Raw genomic sequence first — 24,771 nt, 5'->3', positions numbered from 1 at the left:
TTTTTACCTACAGCTCCTGAATGCTCAGGCCAAGCCCTTCAACAAGGCTGCGGTTGTCGGGGCCTGTCACAACAGCCGTGCTCGCTTTTTCCGGCACCAGCCAAGTTGTTGCAACCCGCTTGAGATCATCAAGCGTTACCGACAGCACCCGCTTCCGGAAGCGTGACCGCTGCTCTGGGCTCCGCCCAAACAGCTTATTATGGAAGGCATGGCGCGCGGCACCAGCGGGCGAGTGCGGCCGATCCAGCTGACCAATCACGCCAAGAATAGACTCTTCCAACTCCTGATATTCATGCTCAGTTTCCTGAAGCCATACCAGAGCGTTATCGAAATCCTCAAGGGTTTCAGCCAAGCGCGGATCCCGATATGAGAAAAAGCGGAAGTTGCCATTCACGCTATCCTGGGAAGCTCCGCCGCCATAGGCGCCACCTTTTTCCCGAATGGCTCTGTGCAAATAGCCATTGCGCAAAAAGCCACCAAGCACGGTTAGCGCAGCCGAATCCGGATGGTCAATCGGCACGGTGCTGTATGCCCGAGCGCAGAAGTTAACCTGCGTAGACGTCAACCAAGCTTCGCGGGTTACAAAGCTCACCGGCTCCATGCTCCAGCGCGATGATTCAACGCCCTTATCATTTAGCCAGCATGATTTAAGATCGTCGATCAAAGCGGGAAGATGCTCTTCCTCACCAATAATTAGGAACTCTCGCGCTTGTTTGCGAATCCTGTCGTGCAGGCTCGCGAGCTGCTGGCAGAACTCATCAAGCGCAGCGGGATCCTTCAAGGACTGATCCAATTCTTTGGTGCCGCGAATCCCGGCGAGACCACCAAGGCGAAACGACAGCCAAGCACCGGGGCTCACGCCCTGGGCCGCCGCACCCATGGCCAGCGCATGACCACTGCCGGTTACCGCTTGTTCCCGGCGAGCGCGAATCTGGGCGATAAGCTCCCGAATACGGTCTTTTTCATCAAACCGAGCACTGGTATAAACGTCCCGGAGCAGCTTGGTCAGCACGGTCCGGTTACGGGCCAGCGCCTTGCCACTGAAAATCATATAGCCAGAGAGATCCTGAACGTCATCAATGCGACCTTTGGCGGTGAAAGAGGCACCAATGCCACCAGACTCAGCCGACATCCTATCCTGCATCTGCAGGTAGTCCAGATCACCACAACCCACCTCAGAAATCAGGGCGCTGTAATACGGCAGCAGCAATAACTCCTCTTCGGTCAGGTTCGGCAGAGGGAGTACCACCTGCTCGTAAACCAGTCCGTTGGTGCCCCGCGAAAACACGGTTGCAGAAATATCGCCATCAAAGCTGGCTTCCGGCTCCGGCATTTGCAGCGGCACATCGGTAAGGTCCACTTTCGGCAGAATGGAATCATCATCTTTGCGCATCTGGCGATCTTCCAGAGCTTGCGCGCGATCGACGATCTGTGTGACTTCCTCGCTGGTAAGCTCTGCTTTGCGCTTTGCGAGAGCTTCGCGAATGGCTTGCTGGCGACGCGCATCCAGCTTGTCATCTGGGCGCAAAGTGAGCGTTACCCGGTGCGGGTTATCCAGCAGCTTGCGACGAATAAGGCCCGGAATGAACTGCGGATCATGAATTTTCTCACGCAGAGTTGCCAGAACCGGCTCAAGATCAAGGAGCTCAACCGGATCGCCACCGTGAACCATGGGGGCAATCGCACTCATGATCAGCTGAAGGCCATAAGGAAAGCTGTCTCCGGCAATTTCACGCTGGTGCAGTTCCAGTTGATGAAGGATCGCTTCCAGCCGCTCCTCGCTAACGCCCTCTTCGACCACTTTTTGAAGCGTGCTCTCGAGCAGAGCTTCCAAATCTTTCTGCTTCTCCGGCTCACTGCCTTCAATGCCGCAGACAAAGGTCATTTCCCGGTTGGAATCTTCCAGGCCGCACATGGGTGAAGGCGCCTGGCCTATATCGGTTGTTTCCAGCGCTCGCATCAGCGGCGAGGCGCTGTTTTCTAGCAATACGGCGGACAACAATTGTCCTTCAAGGTTTTCTTGCAGGTCAAAGCTGTGGCCTAGCAACCAACCCACAACAATATGGGTCTTATTGGCTGTGTCTTCGCCCTCAGTCACACCATAGCCCTGCTCCACTCGCACCGGCGCGTACATGCGCTTTTCATCGCGCACTGGCAGTTCAATGTCCAGCTTGTCGAAGCGCTTGAGCGCAAGTTCTTCAAACCGCTCGTGGTGCTCGTGGGCTGGAATGTTGCCGTAGGTGGCAAAAATCGCATTGCTTGGGTGGTAGTGGTGCCGATAAAAACCGATCAAATCATCGTAACTCAGATCAACGATATGATCTGGCTCGCCACCGCTGTTGTAGTGATAGGTGGTGGTCGGGAACAGATGGCTGCTCAGGTTTTGCCACAGTTGCGAGGTAGCCGAGCTCATGGCGCCTTTCATCTCGTTGTACACAATGCCCCGGTACACAAGATCCGTGCTTGGATCGTCTGGCTTTTCAAATTCTAAACGGTGACCTTCTTGAGCGAAGTCCAGCGGATCCAGTTTGGAGAAAAACACCGAATCCATATAAACAGACAGTAGATTATCGAAATCTTTGCGATTCATACTTGCGAAGGGATAAGCCGTCCAATCGCTGCTGGTGAACGCGTTCATAAACGTATTCAAAGAACGGCGAATCATCATAAAAAACGGATCGCGAACAGGGTAACGTTCACTGCCGCACAGCGCCGTGTGCTCAAGGACATGGGCAACGCCCGTCGAATCCATCGGGAAGGTTTTGAGCGCCACAAAAAAGACGTTTTCGTCGTTATCCGCCGCAAGATGGAGGTGGCGGGCACCGGTTTTTCTATGGCGATACTCTTCAACATCAAGGTTGAGCGTATCGATCCGGTGACTGCGAAGCTTCTCAAAAGCCGGATGAGTTGCGTTATCGATCACTGCAGCCATTCATACTATCCTGTCGTTAAACAATTGGAGAATGACAGGGTAACACGTAGTATCGATTATCATGTATGCGTCCCCCAGCGATAAGGTAGTAACCAGATCCATGAGCACATCTCCAAGCCCAGCACGAGCTGCGCAAGCTCCCGAAGTAGCCGCATACTGGGCAGAGCGCCGCCGATACCTTGAGCGTATCCGGAAATCCCCGGAAGTGAGGCAGCGTTTCTGGCGCGAGGTTCTTATCTATCTGGCGCGTCGCTTGCTCTGGTCGTTCGGTTTCTTCCCGGTATTCATGGCCTTCTGGGTACCCTTCGTACTATCCAGCTTCAACCCGGTTGTTATGGCGTCGAACCTGATCCCCCTGCTGCAAGATTTCGTGAGCTCCAATCCCGAAGTTCAGGCCACAACGCTCAGCACGTTGGCCATTGCCTGGGTCTCCATTGGCTTTTTCTTTCTGATTTTTGATTTTGTTCTCACCCCGTTTAGGTCGCCTTATACATACGAGGCCGATGTGTACATGCGGGCATGGGAGCAGCTCAATCATGATCAACTTCCGGCCAAAGTGTGATTTGGCCAGCATTCTCGCCAAGTTCAGACACTTTCTGTTACATATCTCGGCTTTCGCTGGGTAAGATGAAACCGCTACCGAATTTGTAGAATGCTGGATTAAGAGGTTCCGCCATGGTCGATTTCAGACCACTTCTATTTTTGAATGCTCTGGCCCTTATGCTTTTGGTTACGGCCGGCTTTGCTTCGGTTCGTGATGAACTGGCAACCGCAGACGCTGCTCAGCAACCGGTGCAGGACAACCGACTGCCGAAACCCACCAACAAACCGGCGGCGCTCGAAGCCCCACAAACTATTGTCAAAGCCCCGGCGCCTGTTTCTGCGCCAGAAACACCGGCCGAACCTAAAGCCGTACCTGCGCGACCGGTGGTGAACACCGAGCCTTTCCGTATGCCCGAGCTCCCGAAGGAGCCCTTGCTTGTTGCCTCTGCCGAGCCGCCGGCCGCTATGGCCAACTATACTGCTGATAAGGTCGAACCCGCTCCCGAGCAAGAGCCAACTCCAACAACAGGCGCTCTTACCTTGCGCTCAAACGTGGCGGGCGATCACGTTGAAATCAATGGCAAAACCTATGGTGCTACACGTCTAGATCTAGAGCTGGCCCCGGGAAAATATGACATTACAATAAGCAAAGCCGGCTTCAAATCTTGGCAGCAAAGCGTCGCTCTCGATGCCGGTAACGAACTGACACTGGTGGGCAAATTAGAAGCCTACACCACCGTTAACTACCAGAACGGGGTTTGGATTGGTGGCGTAAAAACCGGTGACGGAACCTACGAAGACAGCGATGGCCTCAAGTACGAAGGTCATTTTATAGACGGCGCTTTTCACGGTTTAGGAACAGCTTGGTACTCCGATGGCAGCCGCTATGAAGGCGACTGGGAGAATGGCAAGCGCATCGGCGAAGGCGTGTGGCGCGAAGCAGATGGCTCCCGCTATACCGGCCAGTTCAGGGATAACGCGTTTCACGGCCAGGGCACGCTCACACTTAGCAAGGGTGACATCCTGACCGGAGAATGGTCTCAGGGACGGCTGAACGGCCACGGATCTCTAACAACCGCCGACGGCATGCTATACGTGGGTGGCTTTCGTAACAGCGACTTCCACGGGCGCGGCACCCTCACTTATCCGGATGGCCGCCACTATGAAGGCGATTTTTCCAGCGGCACTTTCCATGGCAACGGCTCGGAAGTTTTCGCCAACGGCAAGAAATACGAAGGCGAATACATTGAAGGCAAGTTCCACGGAAATGGCTTGCTGCGCAACCCGAATGGCAGCTCCATCGAGGCGACTTTCCGCCACGGCGAACCCTATGGGCAGGTACGCCTGACCACAGCGTCCGGTGAAGTATTCACTGCCCGCACCACAGAGCCCGGCGTGTGTTATCGGGACAAGAGCTACAGGGCAACACAGTGTCCGAAACTGGAAGGCTGGTAGCTCCAATGGTAACACCAGCCCGATAACCAACGAGATTGAAGTAACAGCTTGAGGTAGTGAGATGGCGATCAAGAACGCTCTTTTGGTGGACGACTCCAAGGTGGCCAGATTTGCTCTAAGCAAATTGCTGGAACATCTTGATATGCAGGTCAACATGGCTGGCTCTGCCGAAGAAGCCCTGGAGTTTCTCAGTACCAATGAGCATCCGGATGTTATTTTTATGGACCACCTGATGCCCGGGATGAATGGCGTAGAAGCCACCAAGGCCATCAAGAGCAACCCTGGTACCGCCGGTATACCCATCATTATGTGTACTTCCCAGAAGTCGTCTTCGTTCACAAAAGAAGCGAAAAACTTTGGCGTGTATAACATTCTGACCAAGCCAACACAGCCTGACGGCCTGGGCCTGGTGCTGCAGCAACTGGCAATCGATGTCAGCGAAGGAGCCTTACCAACAGGCCCCATGGCTGATCAGGAGCCAGAAGCAGACAACTACTTCACGGGAATTCCAGATGACGCCTCGCTGGAAATGTCGTCACAACAGGCTGAACATGAGCGCGCCCTGAATGGCAGCAGCTCACCCCGCACTTCGCCCAGCACCGTGCCGCTCACAAGCGATCTGATCGAGCAAATTTCCCGCTCCGCAGTCAAAACTCACATCAACAACCGCCTTCACGAACTGCTCAGTTCTTTGTTTGACGAACAGTTCGACCACCTGAAGCGGGCATTGGACGAGTCTCGCGGCAAGCAAGAAAGCATGATTGAAGAGCGCCTGAACGCAATGAGCGGGATGGTAGAGCAGCGCACCAAGCACCTGCGGGACGAAGTAGCAGCCGAGGTAAATCTCAACCTCGGCCGGGAGCTAGCAGACCTGAAAAAAGAGCTGTCACGCAACTCCGGATTCACCAGCAACCACATGGCTGAGCTAAAGGATCACATTACCAGCGTGCAGACCATCGACACCGAGTTTTGGCAAACACTGCAATCTGAAGCCATACAGCAAGCCCACGAAATCTCCCGTGAGACAGCTGAAGACATTGCCCAACGCACGATTGACCTGTTTGTAACCCAGCAGCGTTCTGCATCATCCAGAATCTACACCGTCGGGCTGGCCGTTAGCCTTGGGGTGTTCAGCCTGGGAATTGCCTGGCTTGCGGGCCTGTTCGGCTAACCGCCTCGCGAATCCGTGCCCAGTCTTCCGGCGTGTCTATGTCGTCATGGACACCCGGAATATCCAGCCGAGTGGCATTGGCTAACGCCAGTAAACGGCCTGCACCCCGATCCCCCTCCAGTGCCAGCACTTCAGGCCACAACCAGCGGGGCAGATAGGCTGGCACACCGGGGCGCCGACCGTAATCCGCCGCTGCAGGCTGCCTGGGGAAACACCGTGCAGCCGCGCTAAATGCCTTAAGGGCTTGCCTGTCCAGCAGGGGCTGATCTGCCACCAATACAAATACACCTTTCACACGCGGCCCTAAGCTGCGAATACCCGCTGCCAAAGACGTCGCCATACCCTGATCCCAGTCGGCCACAGGTATCCAACGAGACGGCTGCGCGCGGCAACGAAAGCGAACCAGCGGATACCAAGCGCCACACACCACAAGAACATCCCGGCTGAGCAATCTGCCCTGGCCAATGGCACAGTCTAGCAATGTATGCCGCTGCCTACTCTTTTCACCCGTTTCAGCCCGTTCACTCAACGTAAGTAGCGCCTTGGCGCGTCCAAAACGACGGGAAGCACCCGCCGCGAGAATGAGTGTCGGAAATTCCTGATCGATGTCATTGCTAGAGGCAGTTATGATGTCGCTCCTGATTAAAAGATGAAAATGGAAATTTTTGCTAGAATCCGCATCTCATTCAACCATACCCGCCCGGAAATTTGATGAACCATCTGTTTGTAGACAACCTCACCGTTATTGATTTCGCTTACCTGGACCCCGCCCGTGGGTTGGTTGGGGAAAGCTGGATTGCCGACGTTGTGCTTGGAGGCGAGCTTGATGACCAAGGCATGGTATTCGATTTCAGCAATGTGAAGCGCACGATCAAGCGCATTATAGACGAGCGCGTAGACCATCGGCTGGTGATACCCCGGGGCTACAGCGGTCTCTCCTGCAACCAGGACACGCCTGGCACCTTCACCTGGGCCCTTACCGACGGCAGCCACATTGTGCACCGCTCACCGGACGAGGCGATTGTATGGCTTTCTGCAGAGCGGGTTGCGTCACCCGACGTTGCTGCGCTGCTTGAGCGTGAACTGTTGGCGGTACTGCCAGCGAACGTCACCTCGGTGGAGATCAATCTCCGAGAAGACGTGATTGAAGGCGCCTACTATCACTATGTTCACGGCCTGAAAAAGCATTTGGGCAACTGTCAGCGCATTGCCCACGGCCACCGCTCACCCATTCGCATCGACCGTAACGGCCACCGGGATCAAGAGCTGGAACATTCCTGGGCCAAGCTCTGGCAGGACATTTACGTAGGCTCCGAAGAAGATGTAGTCAATCGCCACGTAGAAGAGAATGGCGTGCGCTACATAACCTTTGCGTATGAGGCCAACCAAGGGGAGTTTGCGCTGACCCTGCCCGAGGCGCGGGTTTACATGATGGGCACGGATACCACCGTTGAACTGATCGCGGCACACATCGCCGACCAGCTCAAACTTCAGTTTCCATTAGATACAATCTTGGTGAAAGCTTACGAGGGCGTGGGCAAGGGCGCTATTGCCTCGCGCTAACGCTTTTGTTTTTTTTACTTGCGCACAAAAAAACCGCCCGAAGGCGGTTTTTTTGATGGCTATCCGGCGGACTAAACCGTTTAGCCGTATTGGCGTCCCCTAGGGGGTTCGAACCCCTGTTGCCGCCGTGAAAGGGCGGAGTCCTAGGCCACTAGACGAAGGGGACTAGAAATTGGTGGAGCCAGACGGGATCGAACCGTCGACCTCAACACTGCCAGTGTTGCGCTCTCCCAGCTGAGCTATGGCCCCCAACGGCGCGTATATTAAGGAACCACCCCATGGGCGTCAACCTTTAGCCCTACTTTTTTCCAGTTTTACGAACTTCCTTGCCCAGAACGTTCATTTCTTCACCAAATTGGCTGCTAAGCACCCAGCGCCGCGTACTCTTTTTCCACCTTCTTAGTTTCTTTCTTAGAGAAGCCACCAAGCAGCTCCAAAGCCTTGCGCAAACGGGCACGGGTCATGTCTGGGCCAAGCACATCCATGGAGTCCATAACAGACCAAGAGTTCGGCGTACCCGCAATGGCTACGAAAACAGAGAACATGAAGTCGCCCATTTTCAGATCCATGGCCTTAGCCAAGAATTTAATATCGGCGAAGATAGTATCCTTGCTCCAATGACGCTGGGCTTCCAGCTTCCACAAGGTGAACTGAAGCACTCGCTTAATCTGACTCTCTTCCAGCTTGTTGTGCGCAAAGTCTTCCGGCTTCAGGTCTAGCATGCCTGAGAACATGAACTGCGCCATGGGCGCTACATCGGAGAACACTTCTGCCCTACCCTTAATATGCGGCACCAGCGCCTTGAGCGCATCTTCGTTAAACCACCACTGACGCATGCGTTCGACAAACTGGTCTTCTGTAAGTTCGTCCCGCAGCCACTGGCCGTTTAGCCAGCGCAGCTTCTCCACATCAAAAACCGGGCCGCCAAGAGAGACACGTTGAATGTCGAAGTTTGCGATCATTTCATCCAGAGTGAACTTTTCGCGTTCATCCGGCATAGACCAGCCCATACGGCCCAAGTAGTTAGTTACTGCTTCAGGCAGGAAGCCCATGCGCTCATAAAAATTAATGCTGGTCGGGTTCTTGCGTTTGGAAAGCTTGCTCTTATCCGGGTTACGCAGCAGTGGCAGGTGGCAGAGTGCCGGCATGTCCCAGCCAAAATACTCGTACAACAACTTGTGTTTGGGCGCAGAATTAATCCATTCTTCGCCACGCAGCACGTGGGTAATTTCCATCAGGTGGTCGTCAACCACGTTAGCCAAGTGGTAAGTCGGCATGCCATCGGATTTCAGTAGGATTTGGCAATCCACCTGCGCCCAATCGATTTCAATAATGCCCCGAAGCATGTCATCAATTTCGCAGGTGCCTTCATCTGGCACCTTCATACGAATTACGTAGGACTCACCCGCATCCAAGCGGCGTTTAACCTCTTCCTGAGAAATCTCAAGATTTCCTTTGATGCCAGGGTTCAGGCCGTGTGCCTTACGATCCTCACGAATAACATCCAATTCTTCCGGCGTGCGGAAACAATAGAACGCGTGGCCCGCAGTAACCAAGTCTTCCGCGTACTGGCCGTAAGAATGCTTGCGCTCAGACTGGCGATACGGCCCGTGGGGCCCACCTACATCGGGGCCTTCATCCCAATTGAGCCCAAGCCAACGCAACGCCTTGAGGATCTCCTGTTCCGATTCTGGCGTACTGCGCACTTGATCCGTGTCTTCTATACGCAGAATAAACTGTCCACCATGCTGCCGGGCAAAACACAGGTTGAACAGGGCCACGTAGGCGGTACCAACGTGTGGATCACCGGTGGGTGATGGAGCAATTCGGGTACGTACAGTCATGAAACCTTCCTGAAAATCAGTGGCCGTGTGTTAAGCCTAGTATTATACCGGCCCGGGCATTATTTCGCATGAGCACCAAGCGTATCATTGCACCACCCATCGGAGGCGCATCCTATTTTGCAGCTCTTCTCTCATTGATGTAATATTATAACATTGCAGCCAACCTAGGACTCAAACCACCATGCGCATCGCCAAAACAGCCATCTCTTTAGTCCTGAGTGCCAGCGCCCTGCTCTATGGCAACAGTGCTCTTGCAGAGACCTACATACTGGCCTCCCTCAAACCGCTGGAGCTTCTGGTGCGCGCAGTGGCCACCGAAGACATGCACACAAGTACCTTAGTACCTGCAGGCTCCAGTCCCCATAACTATTCTATGGCGCCTTCGAAGCGCCGGGCACTGGAAAACGCCGATGTCATTTTCTGGGTAGGCCCTGAAATGGAGACATTTCTGAACCGTCTCTTAACCGGCGATGAATTTGGTGGGCGCTCAGTTGCACTGATGGCGCCAGACGCCGACGCAGCTAGTTCGGAAAGAGAAAACCAAGACCACAGCCAACACAACGACAAACATGGCGACGGGCATGATCACGGAGATGGAGAAGACCCGCACATCTGGGTAGATCCGCAAATGGCCGTTACCATGGCAGAAAACATTCGGGATACTCTGGCAGGACTAGATGGGACAGACAAGCCAGCTTTGGATCGCAACCTGGAGAGATTCCGGGCAGCCGTTACGCAGAAAGAAGAACAGATAAGAGAGCAGTTAGCGCCCTTGCAGGATGTCAGCCTGTTTGCCTATCATAGCGCCTTCACCCGGTTCGCAGAACACTACAACCTGAAGGTTGAGGGCGTGCTGACACTCAACCCGGAGCTATCGCCGGGGGCCCGGCATATCGCAGACGTTCAGAACAGCCTGCGCAGCGCGAATCACCCCTGCCTGCTGACGGAGCCGCAATTCAACCGGCAGTGGTGGCGCTCTATCACCCAGGGGCTGGATGTAAAATTCAGCACCTGGGATCCGCTGGCCACAGATATTGATGCAACCGCGAACGGTTATGCAGAATTTCAGCAAAGCATCGCCGACGCCGTTCTCAAATGCTTACCAGAGAATGCTGAGCATTAATGGAATGGTCACCATGGCGAGGAGCGTCTGGCCACTGATTATGCCCGCCATCAGCGGTGCATCCCCGCCTAGCTGCCGGGCCAGAATATAAGCCGACGTTGCCGTTGGAAGGGTGGCCAGAAGCACCGCCACCTGAACCAACGTGCCTTCAAGTCCCAATAAAAGAGCAAGGCCTGCCGCCATCAGCGGAAACAGCAACAGTTTCAATACGGACGACACCACAAACGGCATCGAACCGCCTCTCAGGGCTTTGAGTTCAAGCCCCGCACCAACCGTCATCAGCCCCATAGGCAACGCCAGATTGCTCAGGGGTTCAAGTGTGCCGGCAAGGAGCGGGTGAAAGCCAATCTCGAAAAAGCTCCAGGTCACGCCGAGGATCGACCCGATAATCAGAGGGTTTGAAGCAATCGCGCGTAGTACCGGCCCCACCCGCACCGGGCCCTGAGTGGCTATCAGTGAGAACATCAGGATGCACAGCAGGTTTAGCAGGGGCACCATGATGGCAACAGCGACCGCAGTGAGTGACAGACCTTCATCGCCAAGTAGCATTCCGCCTGCAGCCAGGCCCACGTAGGAATTAAACCGAATAGCGCCTTGGTATACCGAGGAAAATACCGGCCCGTTCCAGCGCCAGAAAAACTGCACGGCAGCTAACACCAACGTCATCGCCAGCAGCATAGAGCCAATAAGCAAGGCCGTGTCGCCATAAGCGGAAGCCGGCAGGCGGGCCTCGCCAAGCTTGAATACCAACATGGCGGGAAAGAGTACGTAGTAGGTAAAACGCTCCGCCTGAGGCCAAAACTCAATCGACGGAAATGCCCAGCGCCTGAACAGGTGCCCTAGCACAATCAGCGCAAAAACAGGCACCAGAGCCTGAACCATAACCGGCATACCAAACACTCCAGCATCAATAATTCATAATACACGGCGAGCCATACATGCCAGAATAATTCCCACTAAACCGCCATATTCCGTTTAAACGTTATAGCCAGCTTCAGGGAGAGCCCATGCAGTCCGATTCAGAGCCTAAATCAGAGCCCAAGCCAGAGCAAGGCAGTGCCACCCGCATTATTCACAACCGCCGCCACAAGGATAGCCTTGGCAGCCCCTATTCGCCGGTTTACAACACCACCACTTACCGCTTCCCAGATACGGCCTCCCTACAGGATGTTATTGAAGGCCGTACGCCAGGCAATCTATACACCCGTTGGGGCAGCAACCCCACCATTCGGGAGCTTGAGCAGGGGCTGGCTGGTCTTGAAGAGGCAGAAGATGCGTTGGCATTTGCCTCTGGCATGGCTGCTATTTCGGCATCCTTGTTTGCCCATGGTCGCAACGGCATTGTCTGCGTTGGGGACCTGTACGGGGGAACTCAAGAACTGCTCACCAAGCATTTCCAGCCTCTGGGTATCCCCGTCACCTTCCTGTTGCAACATGAACCCGAACAACTGGCCGACGCCCTGAACAAGCCCGGCATGCTGGTGTACTGCGAAACCCCGGCCAACCCAACGTTGGGTATACTGGATATTCAGGAGCTGGCGGAACAGGCCCATGCCAAGGGCGCCCTTCTTGCCGTAGACAACACCTTTGCCTCGCCGGTGAATCAGCGCCCGCTGGCACTGGGTGCCGACCTCAGCATTCACAGTGCAACCAAGTTCCTGGGCGGCCACAGCGACCTCACCGCTGGCGCTGTGATGGCCTCGGCAGAGCGTATTAAACCCATCGCCCAATGGCGGAAAAACCTTGGCCAGATTCTGGCGCCAGAAACCGCCGCCCTACTCTCCCGCAGCCTCAGAACCTTGCCGGTACGGGTACGACAGCACAACGAAAATGCCATGAAGGTTGCTTGTGCGATGGCAGACCACCCGGCGATCAAGCGAGTGCTGTATCCGGGTTTACCGAGTTTCCCCGGCCACGCAATGGCCGCCCAGCAAATGGAGGGGTTTGGCGGTGTACTGACTCTGGAGGTTAAGGGGGGCAGGGAGCAGGCTGCAAAAGTAGCCGACAACCTGCAGGTTTTCCTGCTGGCCACCAGCCTGGGCGGCGTAGAAAGCCTGGTTTCCCAGCCCTGCGCCACAAGTCATCAGGGTATAAGCCGCGAGGAGCGAGAGCGCCGGGGGATAACCGATAGCATGCTGCGGCTGTCTGTTGGGCTAGAAGATGCCGGCGACCTGATCGCAGATCTGCATCAGGCACTGGGCCAGTTATAGGTCGCCGTTGCCAAGATCGCCGTTGTCGAGAAAGTCGCGAAGGGCCGCAGCATTGTTATGCTCTGTGTCCTTTGCGGCGAACACCAGCGTTATGCGCTTGTGCTCTTTGACAATCGACTGCAATTTTTCAAGATCTTCAGCAGCGCCCGATGTCTTTAGCTCCTTCAGGTATCTCTGCCGAAACTCATTCCACTTTTCAGGATCGTGACCGAACCACTTTCGCAGCTCGGTAGACGGGGCCAATCCTTTCAGCCAGGTCTCAAGCTCTGCGTCTTCCTTGGCAACGCCACGGGGCCATATTCTATCGACAAGAATACGCGGCCCATCAGAGCGCGCAGCCTCTTCGTAAGCTCTTTTGATTCGAATTTCCATCATCAAGCCTCCGTTTCACCACTCAGAAAAACAAACACCGGTTAGATAATATCGTCCGGGCTCAACTGTTCTACCGAATTTTTACCCAGCAGTGCAAGCGTCAACTCCACCTCATAACGAAAGTTTTCCAGCATTTTAGACACGGCTGCCTCGCCACCGGCTGCCAGCGCATAAGCCCAAGCACGGCCCACCAGGCAGGCGTCTGCGCCCAAGCAAAGTGCTCGCACAATATCCTGGCCCGACTGTATGCCACCATCAAACAAAATCTCGGTTTTCCCGGATACGGCTTCTACGATAGCTGGCAACGCCGAGATGGTTGAAGGCGCGCCATCAAGCTGTCGCCCACCGTGGTTAGACACAACAATCCCATCAGCCCCAACATCCACCGCCGAACGGGCGTCGTCGGGATCCATAATCCCTTTTATCACAAGCTTGCCTGGCCAATGGTGCCGTACCCATTCCAAATCCTTCCAGGTAACAGATGCATCAAACTGTTGATCAACCCAGGCTTTAAAATCCTCCGGGCTGCGGCCCGAAGGAACCGCATCGGAGAGATTACCAAACGTGAGAGGCTTACCCTTGATGGCAACGTCCCACAGCCAGAGTGGATGGTAAAGCAGGTCAGACAGTTTCTGCATTTTCCCCCAAGCTGAAAGCCCCCCATTCATGCCGTTGCGCACATCCCGATACCGCACGCCAAGTTTGGGAAGATCCACCGTGAAAACCAGTGTGGAATATCCGGCTTTGTGCGCCCGATTGAGCAGAGCTTCTGAGTAGGCCCTGTCCTTCAGCACGTACAACTGAAACCAGTTGGCCGAATTAGTTGCCTCAGCAACCTCTTCCAGCGAGCAGATGGAGACGGTGCTCAGGCAAAACGGCACGCCTCTGTTCTGAGCTGCCCGGGCCGCCTGCACCTCTCCCCGACGCGCGAGCATGCCGGCAAGGCCAACCGGTGCGAGTACCAGTGGCAGTGAAACGTCCTGGCCCAATATCCGGGCTGCGGCAGAAGCGCTGGAAACGTCCCGCATAACCCGCTGGCGAAAATGCAGGTTTTGGAAATCCCCCGTGTTCTCTCTGAGAGTTTGTTCAGAAAAAGCACCGCCATCAAAATAGTCGAACATCATCCGGGGCAACCGGGCTTTGGCAAGTTTGCGGTTATCCGTTGTATTGGCAGGTGTAATCATAGCGTTGCATTCTCTCCGGCAGACCATTCAGGGTAAGGTCGCCACTGGTTTTTCCAGGCTGCTATTTTCTCCGGTTTCATCGGCCTGGCAATGGCATAACCCTGAGCATCGTAGCAGCCAAGGCTGATCAGTAGCTCCCCGTGCTCTCTGGTTTCCACGCCCTCAGCGACCAACTTCCTGTCAAATGCCTTAGACAGGCCGATGATGCCTTTAAGTATGGCAATGTCATCCGCGTTCGAGAGTGCGCCTCTCACAAAACCCTGATCTATTTTCAGGGTTTTAACCGGTAACTGCTTAAGGTATGAAAGCGAAGAGTAACCCGTGCCAAAATCATCCAGAGAAAAAGTTACGCCAAGGCTCTCGCAGTCCCGGATAATACTGCATGCTTTATCAAGCTCGCTAAGTGCCGCCGTTTCAAGTATTTCGAGGTCGAGCCGTTGCGGGGCCACATGGGGGTAGCGTGCCAGAATTCCCGCCAGATTTTCCGCAAAGCCCGATTGCTGAAGATGCATTGCCGCGATATTCACCCCGACATCCAGAGTTAGCCCTTCGCTATCCCAAGTGGTCATCTGCCGGAACGCCTGTTCAATAACCCATTCGCCAATATCGATAATCAATGGGTGGTGCTCAAGTGCCGGTATAAAGTGTATCGGGCTTAACAAGCCTTTTATCGGATGATCCCAACGGATAAGCGCTTCCACACCAACCACATTGCCCGACCGCATGCAAACTTTGGGCTGGTACTCCAATCTGAACTGGTTGTCGGCAAGCCCTGCTCTAACGTCGGCCAGAAGCTGCTGACGCTCCACGGATTGGCGCTGTTCGTCAGCATCCAGAAACAGCCAGTCGCCCTTTTGCTCCTGCTTGGCACGAAACAGTGTGTTATCTGCTTGCCGCAGAACCGTATCTGCATCACCTGCGCCACCATGGGGGAACAGGACAACACCGGCGGTGAAGGCTATAGAAATACTGCCACCATCCAGAATAAACGGTTGCCCCGCTGTGAGTCTCAGTGCGTTTAACTGGGCTTCCACTTTCCCGCTGTCGGCCAGCAGCAGCACAAACTCGTCTCCACTAATTCGCGCGAGCTGCCCGCCTTGGGCTAAGGTCTCCCCCCAACGCCTCGCAAGCAAGCCAAGCAGCCGGTCGGCAGTCTCTTCACCAAAACGGGCATTCACTTTATGAAAATTATCCAGATCGATGGAGATCAACGCTGCGGATCCAGCTGGCAAATGGTTCTGCTGCATAACTCCGCGGATTTCCCTGAGCATTCCGTTACGATTCATCAGGCCGGTTACAGGATCTGAATACGCCAAAAACTGAAGCTGTTCCTCATGGTCCGACGCCTGTTCCTCCAGTGCAGCATGGAGTTTTTCATGCTGCAGCCGGGCCAATTCATCCTCGGCTCTGAGCCTCGCCATTTTTTCGCGCATCAACTGTATGGTGCTGGAAGAGAGCCTGCCGTATATCTCCAGCAAAGCCGAGACCATGACGGATACCGCCCCGCTCAGCTTGCCATCAACTTCGCTTCTGGCTTCAGAAATGGAGGCTCCGCGCTCTACTGCTTTGATAGTCATGGCCATTCGACGATCCGACTCCAGAATATGAAAAGCCAGCCATCGGGTCAGATAGCTGAAGAGCTCACCCATCACTTTCTCCTCTGGCTCATCGCTTGAGCGGTACATCTGGATCTGTACAAAAAAAAGCTGGTGGCCATCATGATGACTTCGCACCATTTCCTGCTCACCCAGAGCCGTTTTCCATATTTCCTCCTCCGCTTTGAAGTGATAGGCGGCATAAGAAAGCAGTTCATCAAGAATATGACCGCATTCAAGCTCCGAATTGCTAGAAGCGAAATGCCAGGCGAGCCGATTCAGAATTTCAACAAGCACCTTGTGCTGTTCGTCGATCTTCGCGATACCCGTTTCGAAATTCCGGTTCCACGGAAAAATTTCAAAAACTGTGTCGGCGGCATCACTCATGTCGGAGGGCTCTGCAGTAAAAAAGGAAATATTCTCAATAGCATAGCCTATGAACGTAAGGGCTACACTGGGTTTATCTCATTTTCCAGCCCAGTAGCTGGGAGCCTCTCCTGTCCAGCGTTTGAATGCCTGAGAGAATGTCGAGGCATCGCTGAAGCCCAAGCGGTCTGCAATCTCAGAAATGCTCATTGCACCCTGATTCAGCAGGCGCTCGGCTCTGTTTTTACGGACGAGCTCTAGCAATTGCCGGAAACTGACTCCTTCGGCCTGCAAATGGCGTTTCAGGGTTCGTTCGCTTATATGAAGATGGCGCGCGGCGGCCGTTAAAGTAGGCATACGCGTACCGGAATTTTGCAGATAATGCATGACGATCGCTTGAACTCCGGCAGTGCTGCGCCGCCGCTCCATTAACGTACGACACTGTTGTTCGCATAATTCTGCGGTTACCGGATTCGCCTGCGGCAATTTTCGGGACAATTGCTCTCTGGCAAACACAAACGTGTTGTCGGAAACCTCCGCAACCTCGAAAGACTCCCCCATCAACTCCTGCATCAGAACGGCTGCTGCCGCCATATCCCGTGCGACAACAAACTGCCTCAAGCGATCCTCAAGCTGCGGCTCACCGAAATCCAGAACGCCCATACCATTTTCTTCGTGATATGAAATTACCGTATAAGCATAGGTGAGTGGTAAAAAACGCAGCGCCAACTGCAGGGCATCTCTTGCTGTAGCACTACACATGAGGCCGTAGCCCCATAGCCCGTAGGCAGAACAGTGGTATCTTTGTCCAATATTCCGGGCGGTGCGCTCCACATCATCAAGCTTGTCTACGAGATTCCGGATTACCTGCAATTCCTGGCTCGCCGTGATTTCAGTGTTTGGATTCATCAGCAACGCCGGGGATATCTGGCTGCCCTCGAGCAACTCTCCGATAGTCACTCCGTGTTCAACGCCATAATCAGCCATCAAACGGACACTGGTGATACTGCGCCTGAAATTCAAGAATCCGGTCATGCAAGCCTCCATGGCCCAGAAACTAAAATTATTGACCCTGTTCAGCATTCACGCAAGGTAATTAAAGAAATACTCTGAGCCTGACCAGACAAAAACAACAGATCAGGTACCTTTTTATGGCCCCCTCCCTCCTTTCGGCCGACGACCTTCAGCCACTGCTGGACGAGGTCTCTCGATTCTGCAGTGCCGAAATGGCCTTAATAACCATCCGTCCGGAAACACCGGCTTCTGTTGAAGATATTTCGAAGCTCAGTCAATCTGCTTTCGAATTTGGCATTCTGCCCGGGGATTCTCAGGAGCCAGATTTTGCTCTGTGGGAGCAGCCTGAGAATGTGAATGCAATCGCTTTCAGTATCGACGCCCTTAAACAGATAGCTTCCGTTAATGCCAGTATAGCTCTGGCATGGCACCGTAATGCATTAGCCCGTTTCCTGGCACGGTCTATCGAATCCCGCCTTACCGCAGCGCAGCAAGCGCCACTGGCCTTAACAGTAATCTCAACGGGCCACCATGGCCTTGCCAGAGGCTCTCTGGCCCGCTGGCTAAACCAGAAAGCTGTGAACGAGGATCAATCCATGCTGGCCGACTGGCTGGATCGAGATGTTCACAAGACGACCGTCACAGCACCTTCACAGTGGCAGAACCTGATCTGGCCTGTATGGCACAACGGCGTTATGAGCTGGCAATTTCTGAACCGCAGGGAGATTGCAATTACGCCATGCCTTCCGCAGCACGGGCTCGATGAACTGAACACTTGGCAAGTCAGCGCAAGTTTAGAGGCAGGTGTAGTCAACAAAGCAACGCAGCAACAGGTCTCCTCCATGCTTATTCTGGACGCCTTGGGACTGCTTGCCATAGCGGCTGGCATCAACCAGCACGGCGAAACCATGGCGCAGGCATTTGCGAGTCAGCGCCGTCAGGGTGGCCAAGTCATCAATCAGCACGCCGCTGTCCAGTCTATGCTGGCAACCATTGAGCAAGCTCAATGGGAAACTGAGATCACCCTTGGCAGTCTTACGAAGCCGCTTTCCGCCCTAACCGTCAAAGATGCGCTGATGGCACGCCAGCAACTCCATCCTAAACTATGCCTGGCTGCCAATCTTGTGATGCAAGTTCACGGCGGCCTCGGGTATATGCAGGATTGTGGGCCGGAGAAACTGTTGCGAGATCAGAATATGTTGCGCTTACAAAGTGGCGGTATCCGAGAGATACCCTTGTTCACTCACGCATGGGGAGAAGGTAAATGATGACCCGAGTAACGCATTTGGAAGGCCACCTCCCGGCAGACCACAGACTGGCGCCCCATTGGCAGTTCCGTGATCTGTCCAAGATCGCTCAACAGATCACCAGTTACCAGCGTGATGACTTGTGGGAATCTGATACCCGCACACTACCCGCGCCACTGGCCGATCTTCGACGCCGAGCCCGAGCTTTCGCCGAAACACATATCGCTCCTCTTTCTGCAGAAGCTGATCTTGCCGCACACAAGGCGCCGGGAAAGCCTTCACAGGCAATCACCGACATGCTGAAAACTGCCGCACGCGAGGGATGGTTGAGTTACTTCCTGCCCAGCCCCTTGGGCAGCATGAAATGGAGGAGAGGCCTTTACCCGCCCGTGTGGCAATCCAGCTTGGTGGTTGAGGAGTTCAGCAGGGCCTGCGGCGGGCTTATGCTTTTGCTCTCAGCTCACCATCTCGGCTGTATACCACTATTACTCTCTGGAGATATAGGTGTTGTTCGGCGCTTTTTGGCGCCCGTGTACCGCTCTTGCCACAAAGGCGATCCGCATCTAGTGGCTTTCGCCATTACCGAGCCAGGCGCGGGCTCGGACGCCGAGGACGGTCATGGCGCCCAGGATTACCGCCCAGGGGTCGTTGCCACCCGCTGCCATGGTGGCTGGAATCTCAATGGTCGCAAGTGTTTTATAAGTGGCGGAGATATAGCGCGAACCCTGACTGTATTCGCAGCGCTCGAAGGCGAGGGTATGGAGTCCTGGACGTGCTTTTATGTGGACGCGGCAAGCCAGGGATTCAGGGTTGCGCGAAATGAAATGAAAATGGGTATGCGCGCATCCGGGGCCTCAGAGCTGGAGTTCATGGATGTATTCGTACCAGATAGCCATGTTATCGGCGGCTTGCGCAAAGGCTGGGTGCTAAACCGGGCAAGCCTGAACACATCTAGAATCCCCGTGGCCTCGATGGCTGTGGGATTTGCCCGTGCAGCAACCGAACAAGCCATCACCTTCGCTTGCCGCTATCAGCTCGGCGGCAAACCGCTGATCCAATATCAGGATGTGCAGCAACACATTGTCACCATGCTCGCGGAAACCCGGGCATTACGCAGCCTAGTCTGGCAAGAGGCGCGGAATGCTTGGAAGCCGCGCCAACTAAACGCTTCAGCCTGCAAATTCCACGCGACAGATCGTGCTCAAGTTGTTGTAGAAATGGCACTGGATCTGCTTGCCGATCAGGGCGGTCTGCATGAGCAGAACGTTGAAAAGATATTCAGAGACGTTCGTCTAACCCGGATTTTCGAAGGCACCAACCAGATCAATCAGCTTTCTGTTATCGAAGACTGGCAAGACCAGCTAGTTCCACTTTGTTCGCAATCATCAACAACAGGCATTGGAGTGTAATCATGACCAACTGGCAGCAGGATCCGTTTTTTCAATACCCACTTATCCCCTTCAAAACCAGTGAAGGCGAAATAGATTTACCCATTCTGTACTATGACAATTCGAATTTTCTGGCGCTTTATGAAATCGAACTGGATAAAGCAAGCTCGATGTTGAATAGCCAAGCCGTTGAGGCAGTGAAATTTCCGGGTGGTAAGGCCCTGCTTGCCATTGCCACGTACGAGTACCGCGACACGGCTGTTGGTGTCTATAACGAAGTCGGTGTCGCCATTGCCACGGTACCTGCCGGAACGCCTCAGCCCAAACAACCATGGCTGGCGATGTATCAGGCCCTGGACACGCGCAGGCTTGGGCTCACAGTCATTGACCTTCCAGTCACCACAGCCGCAGCCTGCAGCGCCGGCAAAGAAGTCTGGGGATTCCCGAAGTTCATCACCAACATCAGCTTCTCACTTTCCAAAACCGGGTTTTCCAGCACGACTAAAGACCCGGAAGGCGAAGAAAGCATTCTAACCATCAGTGGCAAACCGGGCGCTGGCTTACCCGGCCCGCAGCTGGATCTTGTTCTTTATTCAGAACACAAAGACGAACTATTGAGAACTCTGGTGGTTACTCGTGGTGGTGGTCGCTTGTGTTTGCCGGGCAGCATCCGGGCTTCCGTTGGCGCAAGCTCCCATGCAATGGCCCAGCGGCTGCGGGATCTGGGGATTCATGGGCAAAAGCCCAAGCTGGTATTTTATAGCCATGGCTTGCAGCTGCGACTGAATGCAGGAGCGAAAGTTGCTTGAGGTCACGACGGCTTCTTGAAGATATCTCGCCATGTAGTAGTATTTCTCATGGACATTTATTCCGCATACTTCTTTAAAAAGGTCAGGCTCATGAAAACTCACGTCTTAAGATTATCAGCTGTGCTTGTGGCAACTCTACTTTTCTCCACATTCGCCACTGCAGCTGAGCCTGTTACTCCAAAACTGACAGAAAAACTGGACAGACTCCTGCGGGAGGAAATGCGGTCAATACAGTCCGCAATGGGCCAAGTGCATTCTGCAATTGTAATGGGTGACCACGCCACCGTTGCCAAGAGTGCACAAGCCATTCATGACAGTTTTATTCTCCAGCAGTCGCTGACCGACCAAGACAAGAAAGATCTTATGTCCGCTGTCCCAGAGGGCTTCATAAAACTCGATAAAGAATTCCACCAGCTGGCTGCAGAACTGGCCGCTGCTGGAAGCAAAAACAATACCGGCAAGCAACTCACAATATTCAATGAAATGACGCAAAACTGCGTTCAGTGTCACGAAGAATATGTTTCTGATCGTTTTCCCGGGCTTTCCAAGTGACTCCAGCGCTAAGTTAACCACACGGCTAGCCGTGACCGTGACCAGCAAAGGATGATTATTCCATGGATACAATCACCGTTCAGCTTTATCGCTACAACCCGGAAACCGACAATGCGCCCTATGTGCAGGACTTCGAGGTGGATTCGAGTTACCGAAAGCGCATGGTTTTGGATGTTTTGGAGCACCTGAAAACAATTGATCCCACCCTCTCCTTCCGCCGCTCCTGCCGCGAGGGTGTTTGCGGCTCCGATGGTCTGAACATGAACGGTCGCAACGGGCTAGGTTGTATCACTCGAGTAACCGACGCGCTTGGCAAATCCAAAAAACTGGTCATTCGGCCGTTGCCCGGCATGCCAGTTATTCGTGATTTAGTGGTCGACCAAACGCTCTTCTTCAAGCAGTACGAAAGTATTCAGCCGTGGTTAATCAACGACACGCCCCGGCCGGCCATTGAGCGGCTGCAGAGCCCAGAAGACCGAGCAAAGCTCGATGGTTTGTATGAATGTATTCTGTGCGCCTGTTGCTCTTCTGCCTGCCCATCTTGGTGGTGGAACCCAGAAAAATACGTGGGGCCCGCAGGCTTGCTGCAAGCCCATCGTTTTCTGCTCGACTCGCGAGACACAGCGACCGCAGAACGGCTGGCAAAGCTGGAAGACCCGTTCAGCGTGTTCCGCTGCAGGGGGATAGGCAACTGCGTAGCTTATTGCCCAAAAGGGCTCAACCCTATGAAAGAAATTGGCCGAATCAAGGCTATGCTCGTTCGACACCAAGTCTAAACTGGCCATTAATGCTTCTTAATCCGATTTAATCGGCAAATGGCGCGCAAGTGTTTACACTTGTGCGCTAACTGACCCCAAGCACGAACCTGAATAGGTCAATAGAAGGAGCAGCCTGATGCAAGCAATCCGATCCTATACCCAGTCCGTTTCAGCGATTATGACGCTGGTAATGATCTTGAGCTCAATGTGGGCAATTCCCGCCTCTGCCAGCATTGTCGGCACGGGCGAACTCCTCACTGAGCAACGCGCTGATATCGATCGCGAGGCTTTAACGGGCATGCTAGAGCGCGAAGACGTTAAAAATACCTTGACCAGCATGGGCGTGGGCGAACAAGAAGTGCGCGACAGGATTCAAAGCCTCACACCTTCTGAACTTTCTGACTTCAAACAGCAGCTGGCCGAAGCCCCTACCGGCGAGGGTGTCGTGGGTATAATCGTGCTGTTCCTGCTGGTTTTCATCATTACAGACATGCTGTGCGCAACGGATATATTTCCGTTCATTAACTGCGTCCGCTAAGCGGAATGGCCTTTCAGGCTTTGCGGCTGAAACCAGCCCGGCTTCTTTTGGCTGCGCTCCTGGGAGTCATACTCTCAGGCTGCGCCAGCCAGCCGCCATGGCCAGACTCCTTTAACACCACCACACTCATCGATGTGCCGTTTCATCCACAGGAGCAATACCAGTGTGGGCCTGCCTCACTGGCGATGATGCTCAATACACAGGATGTGGAGGCTACGCCCGATGAGTTGGTAAGCAAGGTGTACCTGCCGCAACGCAAAGGCGCCCTGCAAGTAGAGATGGTTGCAGCTGCACGCCAATACGGAATGTTGGTTTATCCCCTGGCACCCGAGCTAGACGATGTTTTGGAAGAAGTTAAAGCCGGGAACCCGGTTCTAATTCTGCAAAACCTGCGCTTTGGCTGGTGGCCACAATGGCATTTTGCAGTAGTGATTGGTTACGACAGACAAACCAAAGCGCTGATCCTCCATACAGGTATGGAAGAGAATTACCGCCAGCCCGCCAGCGCGTTTATGGCAACCTGGGATCGCTCAGAACGCTGGGCACGGGTAATCCTGCCACCAGAGCAGATTCCCGCAACAGCCGAACCGCTCACTTTTTTGATGGCGGCCCACGACTTAGAAACAACACAACAAACTGCAGCGGCAAAATCTGCTTACAAGGCCGCAGCCGGCGTTTGGCCGGACCAGCCTGCCGCTTTGTTAGGTTTGGGTAACATTGCCTACCAGCAAGGCCTGTGGTCAGAAGCAGAAAATTACTACCGCGCCATGACCGAGAAGTTCCCGGACATTAACGCCGGCTGGAATAACCTAGCCGAGGCATTGGCCAAACAAGGCAAGCCCAAGGCAGTCGATTAACCGGTTTCGGTTGGGCTATCCACTTCCGGTTCTTTACCTAAAAAAAGCTTCTCTAAATTCAGAATGCCTTCTCGGATAAGATTGAAACCTTCGTCGATTTCCGCGCCAAGGGTCTCGTTCATCATGCCCAGAGCCGCAATTTGATCTCGGGCTTCCGCATAGCCTTTCTCAATACCCGCGCGGGCTTGTTCCATCAAACCGGCAAGCTTCTCAACGTCTGCGCCGCCGTCTGCCTCTTGTTGTAGGCGATTTTGCACAAATCCAAGAATCACACCGGCAACGTCAGAAGCGGTGGGAGGTTGTGCCTGCGCGGCGTACTTATCGGCCCCAGCGACAGCCTTGTTCTGGCCGCCCATGGCTTCCTGTAACCGCTGTTCTATGCGCGCACGCATAACATTAATGGCATCTGCGGGTGTGCGGATAGAGGCCTGCTTATCGACACGTGCCTCTGTGGCTACACGCCCGGCGGGTTTAGCCTCTAACTGCCCAGTATTCACTCGACCGGCTACATCCGGCCCGCGACCAATGATTGGCGCTACCATAGCCTTTACCTCCTGCAAGGTTCTATCTGTAACGTTTATCGGCAGGCATTGGCTCGGCATTAAGATCGATTGGTTATAAAGCCCTCAAACAGCTAACGGTTGGCTCCTATTTTTTTATCCAGTGCTCATCTACCTGGATATACTGCCCAGACGGCGTTTTTTCGACCGCTTTCTGGCCTGCGACTGTCTCTACTTTGGTAGCCGTAATACCATGTTTTTCCGCAATTTTCTTGTAAGCCTCGCGCCGGCCATGGCTGGGGCACTCGCGCCTGAGCGCTCACGCTCCCCGTCGCCTGCGCCAAAAAATTCTCGTCTCCAGGGCCTTCCAGCTTCCAACTGGCTTCTACTGAACCCGTCTCCGGCTGTTCTGGCCACTGCTCCATGGGAATACTCTGCCAGGTTTGCAGCCAGGCCAGTAACCAGTCTGTCTGGGGTAGATCCGGCATTTCAACTGAGCCACGCCAAGACACCAGGGCACTCGCATTCCGACGACTGAAGCCCGAAACCGCAGACAGATAGCGCTTACCGTCAATCGACAGTTCTGCGGTAAAGTTCAGGTCATCGTTCGGGGAGCCATCAAGAGTCGCCAATACATCCACTCGATGGCTTTCGTGATCAAGCTGCACATGGGCTTTGATTGGAAACCGTCTGCTTATGACCGCGAGCAAAGGATCAGCAGATGCAGCCTCAGAAACCGGCCCCTGTTGC

At 54.3% G+C, this 24,771-nt stretch carries 23 protein-coding genes and 2 tRNA genes; 13 read left to right on the top strand and 12 right to left on the bottom strand.

Features of this window, described 5'->3' with window-relative positions; genetic code table 11:
- Positions 1-7 precede the first annotated feature (7 nt).
- On the bottom strand, positions 8-2,932 hold the full coding sequence (locus tag CPH80_RS02345; RefSeq protein WP_096275443.1) for an insulinase family protein: 2,925 nt from the start codon (positions 2,930-2,932) through the stop codon (positions 8-10).
- Positions 2,933-3,032: 100 nt separating this feature from the next.
- Between CPH80_RS02345 and CPH80_RS02340 the strand changes: the two genes are divergently transcribed.
- The 3 genes from CPH80_RS02340 to CPH80_RS02330 all read left to right on the top strand — a co-directional run bounded on the left by CPH80_RS02340 (position 3,033) and on the right by CPH80_RS02330 (position 6,101).
- Positions 3,033-3,494, top strand: a complete 462-nt coding sequence (locus tag CPH80_RS02340) for a hypothetical protein (protein ID WP_096275442.1) — start codon at positions 3,033-3,035, stop codon at positions 3,492-3,494.
- Between the two features lie 113 nt (positions 3,495-3,607).
- Entirely contained in the window at positions 3,608-4,930 is a 1,323-nt protein-coding gene (locus tag CPH80_RS02335; RefSeq protein WP_096275441.1) for a PEGA domain-containing protein, read from the top strand.
- 61 nt (positions 4,931-4,991) lie between these two features.
- Entirely contained in the window at positions 4,992-6,101 is a 1,110-nt protein-coding gene (locus CPH80_RS02330; protein WP_096275440.1) for a response regulator, read from the top strand.
- Here CPH80_RS02330 and CPH80_RS02325 read toward each other — a convergent pair.
- On the bottom strand, positions 6,061-6,708 hold the full coding sequence (locus CPH80_RS02325; RefSeq protein WP_264754858.1) for an NTP transferase domain-containing protein: 648 nt from the start codon (positions 6,706-6,708) through the stop codon (positions 6,061-6,063). The genes CPH80_RS02330 and CPH80_RS02325 overlap by 41 nt on opposite strands.
- Positions 6,709-6,812: 104 nt before the next feature.
- On the opposite strand from CPH80_RS02325, the gene CPH80_RS02320 reads away from it, so the two are divergent.
- Positions 6,813-7,664: a 6-carboxytetrahydropterin synthase gene (locus CPH80_RS02320; RefSeq protein ID WP_096275438.1), complete on the top strand. Its 852-nt coding sequence runs from the start codon at positions 6,813-6,815 to the stop codon at positions 7,662-7,664.
- 90 nt (positions 7,665-7,754) lie between these two features.
- Here CPH80_RS02320 and CPH80_RS02315 read toward each other — a convergent pair.
- The 3 genes from CPH80_RS02315 to gltX all read right to left on the bottom strand — a co-directional run bounded on the left by CPH80_RS02315 (position 7,755) and on the right by gltX (position 9,508).
- Positions 7,755-7,830, bottom strand: a tRNA-Glu gene (locus CPH80_RS02315).
- Between the two features lie 7 nt (positions 7,831-7,837).
- Positions 7,838-7,913, bottom strand: a tRNA-Ala gene (locus CPH80_RS02310).
- Between the two features lie 113 nt (positions 7,914-8,026).
- On the bottom strand, positions 8,027-9,508 hold the full coding sequence (gltX, locus tag CPH80_RS02305; RefSeq protein WP_096275437.1) for a glutamate--tRNA ligase: 1,482 nt from the start codon (positions 9,506-9,508) through the stop codon (positions 8,027-8,029).
- Positions 9,509-9,689: 181 nt separating this feature from the next.
- Between gltX and CPH80_RS02300 the strand changes: the two genes are divergently transcribed.
- A complete protein-coding gene (locus CPH80_RS02300) occupies positions 9,690-10,631 on the top strand; it encodes a zinc ABC transporter substrate-binding protein (protein ID WP_096275436.1) in 942 nt (313 codons plus the stop codon).
- Here the strand turns inward: CPH80_RS02300 and CPH80_RS02295 are convergent.
- Positions 10,608-11,522 carry an AEC family transporter gene (locus CPH80_RS02295; protein ID WP_096275435.1) on the bottom strand — a complete coding sequence of 305 codons (915 nt, stop codon included), beginning with the start codon at positions 11,520-11,522 and terminating at the stop codon, positions 10,608-10,610. The genes CPH80_RS02300 and CPH80_RS02295 overlap by 24 nt on opposite strands.
- A gap of 116 nt (positions 11,523-11,638) precedes the next feature.
- Here CPH80_RS02295 and CPH80_RS02290 point away from each other — a divergent pair, with 116 nt between their 5' ends.
- Positions 11,639-12,841, top strand: a complete 1,203-nt coding sequence (locus CPH80_RS02290) for a trans-sulfuration enzyme family protein (protein WP_096275434.1) — start codon at positions 11,639-11,641, stop codon at positions 12,839-12,841.
- Here CPH80_RS02290 and CPH80_RS02285 read toward each other — a convergent pair.
- From CPH80_RS02285 to CPH80_RS02270, 4 genes are all read right to left on the bottom strand, one after another.
- Complete coding sequence (locus CPH80_RS02285; protein ID WP_413772257.1) at positions 12,836-13,216, bottom strand: DUF488 domain-containing protein; 381 nt, start codon at positions 13,214-13,216, stop codon at positions 12,836-12,838. The two genes, CPH80_RS02290 and CPH80_RS02285, sit on opposite strands and share 6 nt — an antisense overlap.
- A gap of 38 nt (positions 13,217-13,254) precedes the next feature.
- The gene (locus tag CPH80_RS02280; protein ID WP_096275432.1) at positions 13,255-14,397 is read right to left on the bottom strand and encodes an L-lactate dehydrogenase; all 1,143 of its coding nucleotides are present in this window, start codon (positions 14,395-14,397) and stop codon (positions 13,255-13,257) included.
- Positions 14,394-16,379 carry a putative bifunctional diguanylate cyclase/phosphodiesterase gene (locus tag CPH80_RS02275; RefSeq protein WP_096275430.1) on the bottom strand — a complete coding sequence of 662 codons (1,986 nt, stop codon included), beginning with the start codon at positions 16,377-16,379 and terminating at the stop codon, positions 14,394-14,396. Before CPH80_RS02275 ends, CPH80_RS02280 begins: the two co-directional genes overlap by 4 nt.
- 78 nt (positions 16,380-16,457) lie before the next feature.
- Positions 16,458-17,393, bottom strand: a complete 936-nt coding sequence (locus tag CPH80_RS02270) for an AraC family transcriptional regulator (protein ID WP_197703599.1) — start codon at positions 17,391-17,393, stop codon at positions 16,458-16,460.
- A gap of 116 nt (positions 17,394-17,509) precedes the next feature.
- Between CPH80_RS02270 and CPH80_RS02265 the strand changes: the two genes are divergently transcribed.
- From CPH80_RS02265 to CPH80_RS02235, 7 genes are all read left to right on the top strand, one after another.
- Positions 17,510-18,640, top strand: coding sequence for an acyl-CoA dehydrogenase family protein (locus CPH80_RS02265; RefSeq protein WP_096275427.1), 1,131 nt, complete (start codon positions 17,510-17,512; stop codon positions 18,638-18,640).
- Positions 18,637-20,028, top strand: coding sequence for an acyl-CoA dehydrogenase family protein (locus CPH80_RS02260; RefSeq protein WP_197703598.1), 1,392 nt, complete (start codon positions 18,637-18,639; stop codon positions 20,026-20,028). Before CPH80_RS02265 ends, CPH80_RS02260 begins: the two co-directional genes overlap by 4 nt.
- A 2-nt stretch (positions 20,029-20,030) precedes the next feature.
- Entirely contained in the window at positions 20,031-20,816 is a 786-nt protein-coding gene (locus tag CPH80_RS02255; protein ID WP_096275426.1) for an acetoacetate decarboxylase family protein, read from the top strand.
- Positions 20,817-20,906: 90 nt separating this feature from the next.
- Positions 20,907-21,368, top strand: coding sequence for a cytochrome c (locus CPH80_RS02250; protein ID WP_157746840.1), 462 nt, complete (start codon positions 20,907-20,909; stop codon positions 21,366-21,368).
- Between the two features lie 62 nt (positions 21,369-21,430).
- Entirely contained in the window at positions 21,431-22,144 is a 714-nt protein-coding gene (locus CPH80_RS02245; RefSeq protein ID WP_096275424.1) for a succinate dehydrogenase iron-sulfur subunit, read from the top strand.
- A 118-nt stretch (positions 22,145-22,262) separates the two neighbouring features.
- Entirely contained in the window at positions 22,263-22,664 is a 402-nt protein-coding gene (locus tag CPH80_RS02240) for a PA2779 family protein (protein ID WP_096275422.1), read from the top strand.
- Between the two features lie 5 nt (positions 22,665-22,669).
- Positions 22,670-23,521, top strand: a complete 852-nt coding sequence (locus tag CPH80_RS02235) for a PA2778 family cysteine peptidase (protein WP_096275420.1) — start codon at positions 22,670-22,672, stop codon at positions 23,519-23,521.
- Here the strand turns inward: CPH80_RS02235 and CPH80_RS02230 are convergent.
- Positions 23,518-24,063 carry a DUF5610 domain-containing protein gene (locus CPH80_RS02230; RefSeq protein ID WP_096275419.1) on the bottom strand — a complete coding sequence of 182 codons (546 nt, stop codon included), beginning with the start codon at positions 24,061-24,063 and terminating at the stop codon, positions 23,518-23,520. The two genes, CPH80_RS02235 and CPH80_RS02230, sit on opposite strands and share 4 nt — an antisense overlap.
- Before the next feature lie 106 nt (positions 24,064-24,169).
- A complete protein-coding gene (locus CPH80_RS02225; RefSeq protein ID WP_319823060.1) occupies positions 24,170-24,271 on the bottom strand; it encodes a hypothetical protein in 102 nt (33 codons plus the stop codon).
- Between the last annotated feature and the right edge of the window lie 500 nt (positions 24,272-24,771).

It is taken from the genome of Marinobacter sp. LV10R510-11A (assembly GCF_900215155.1).
Lineage (GTDB): Bacteria > Pseudomonadota > Gammaproteobacteria > Pseudomonadales > Oleiphilaceae > Marinobacter.
Note: the sequence above shows the minus strand (reverse complement) of the source record. Positions and strands in the feature narration are given on the sequence as shown.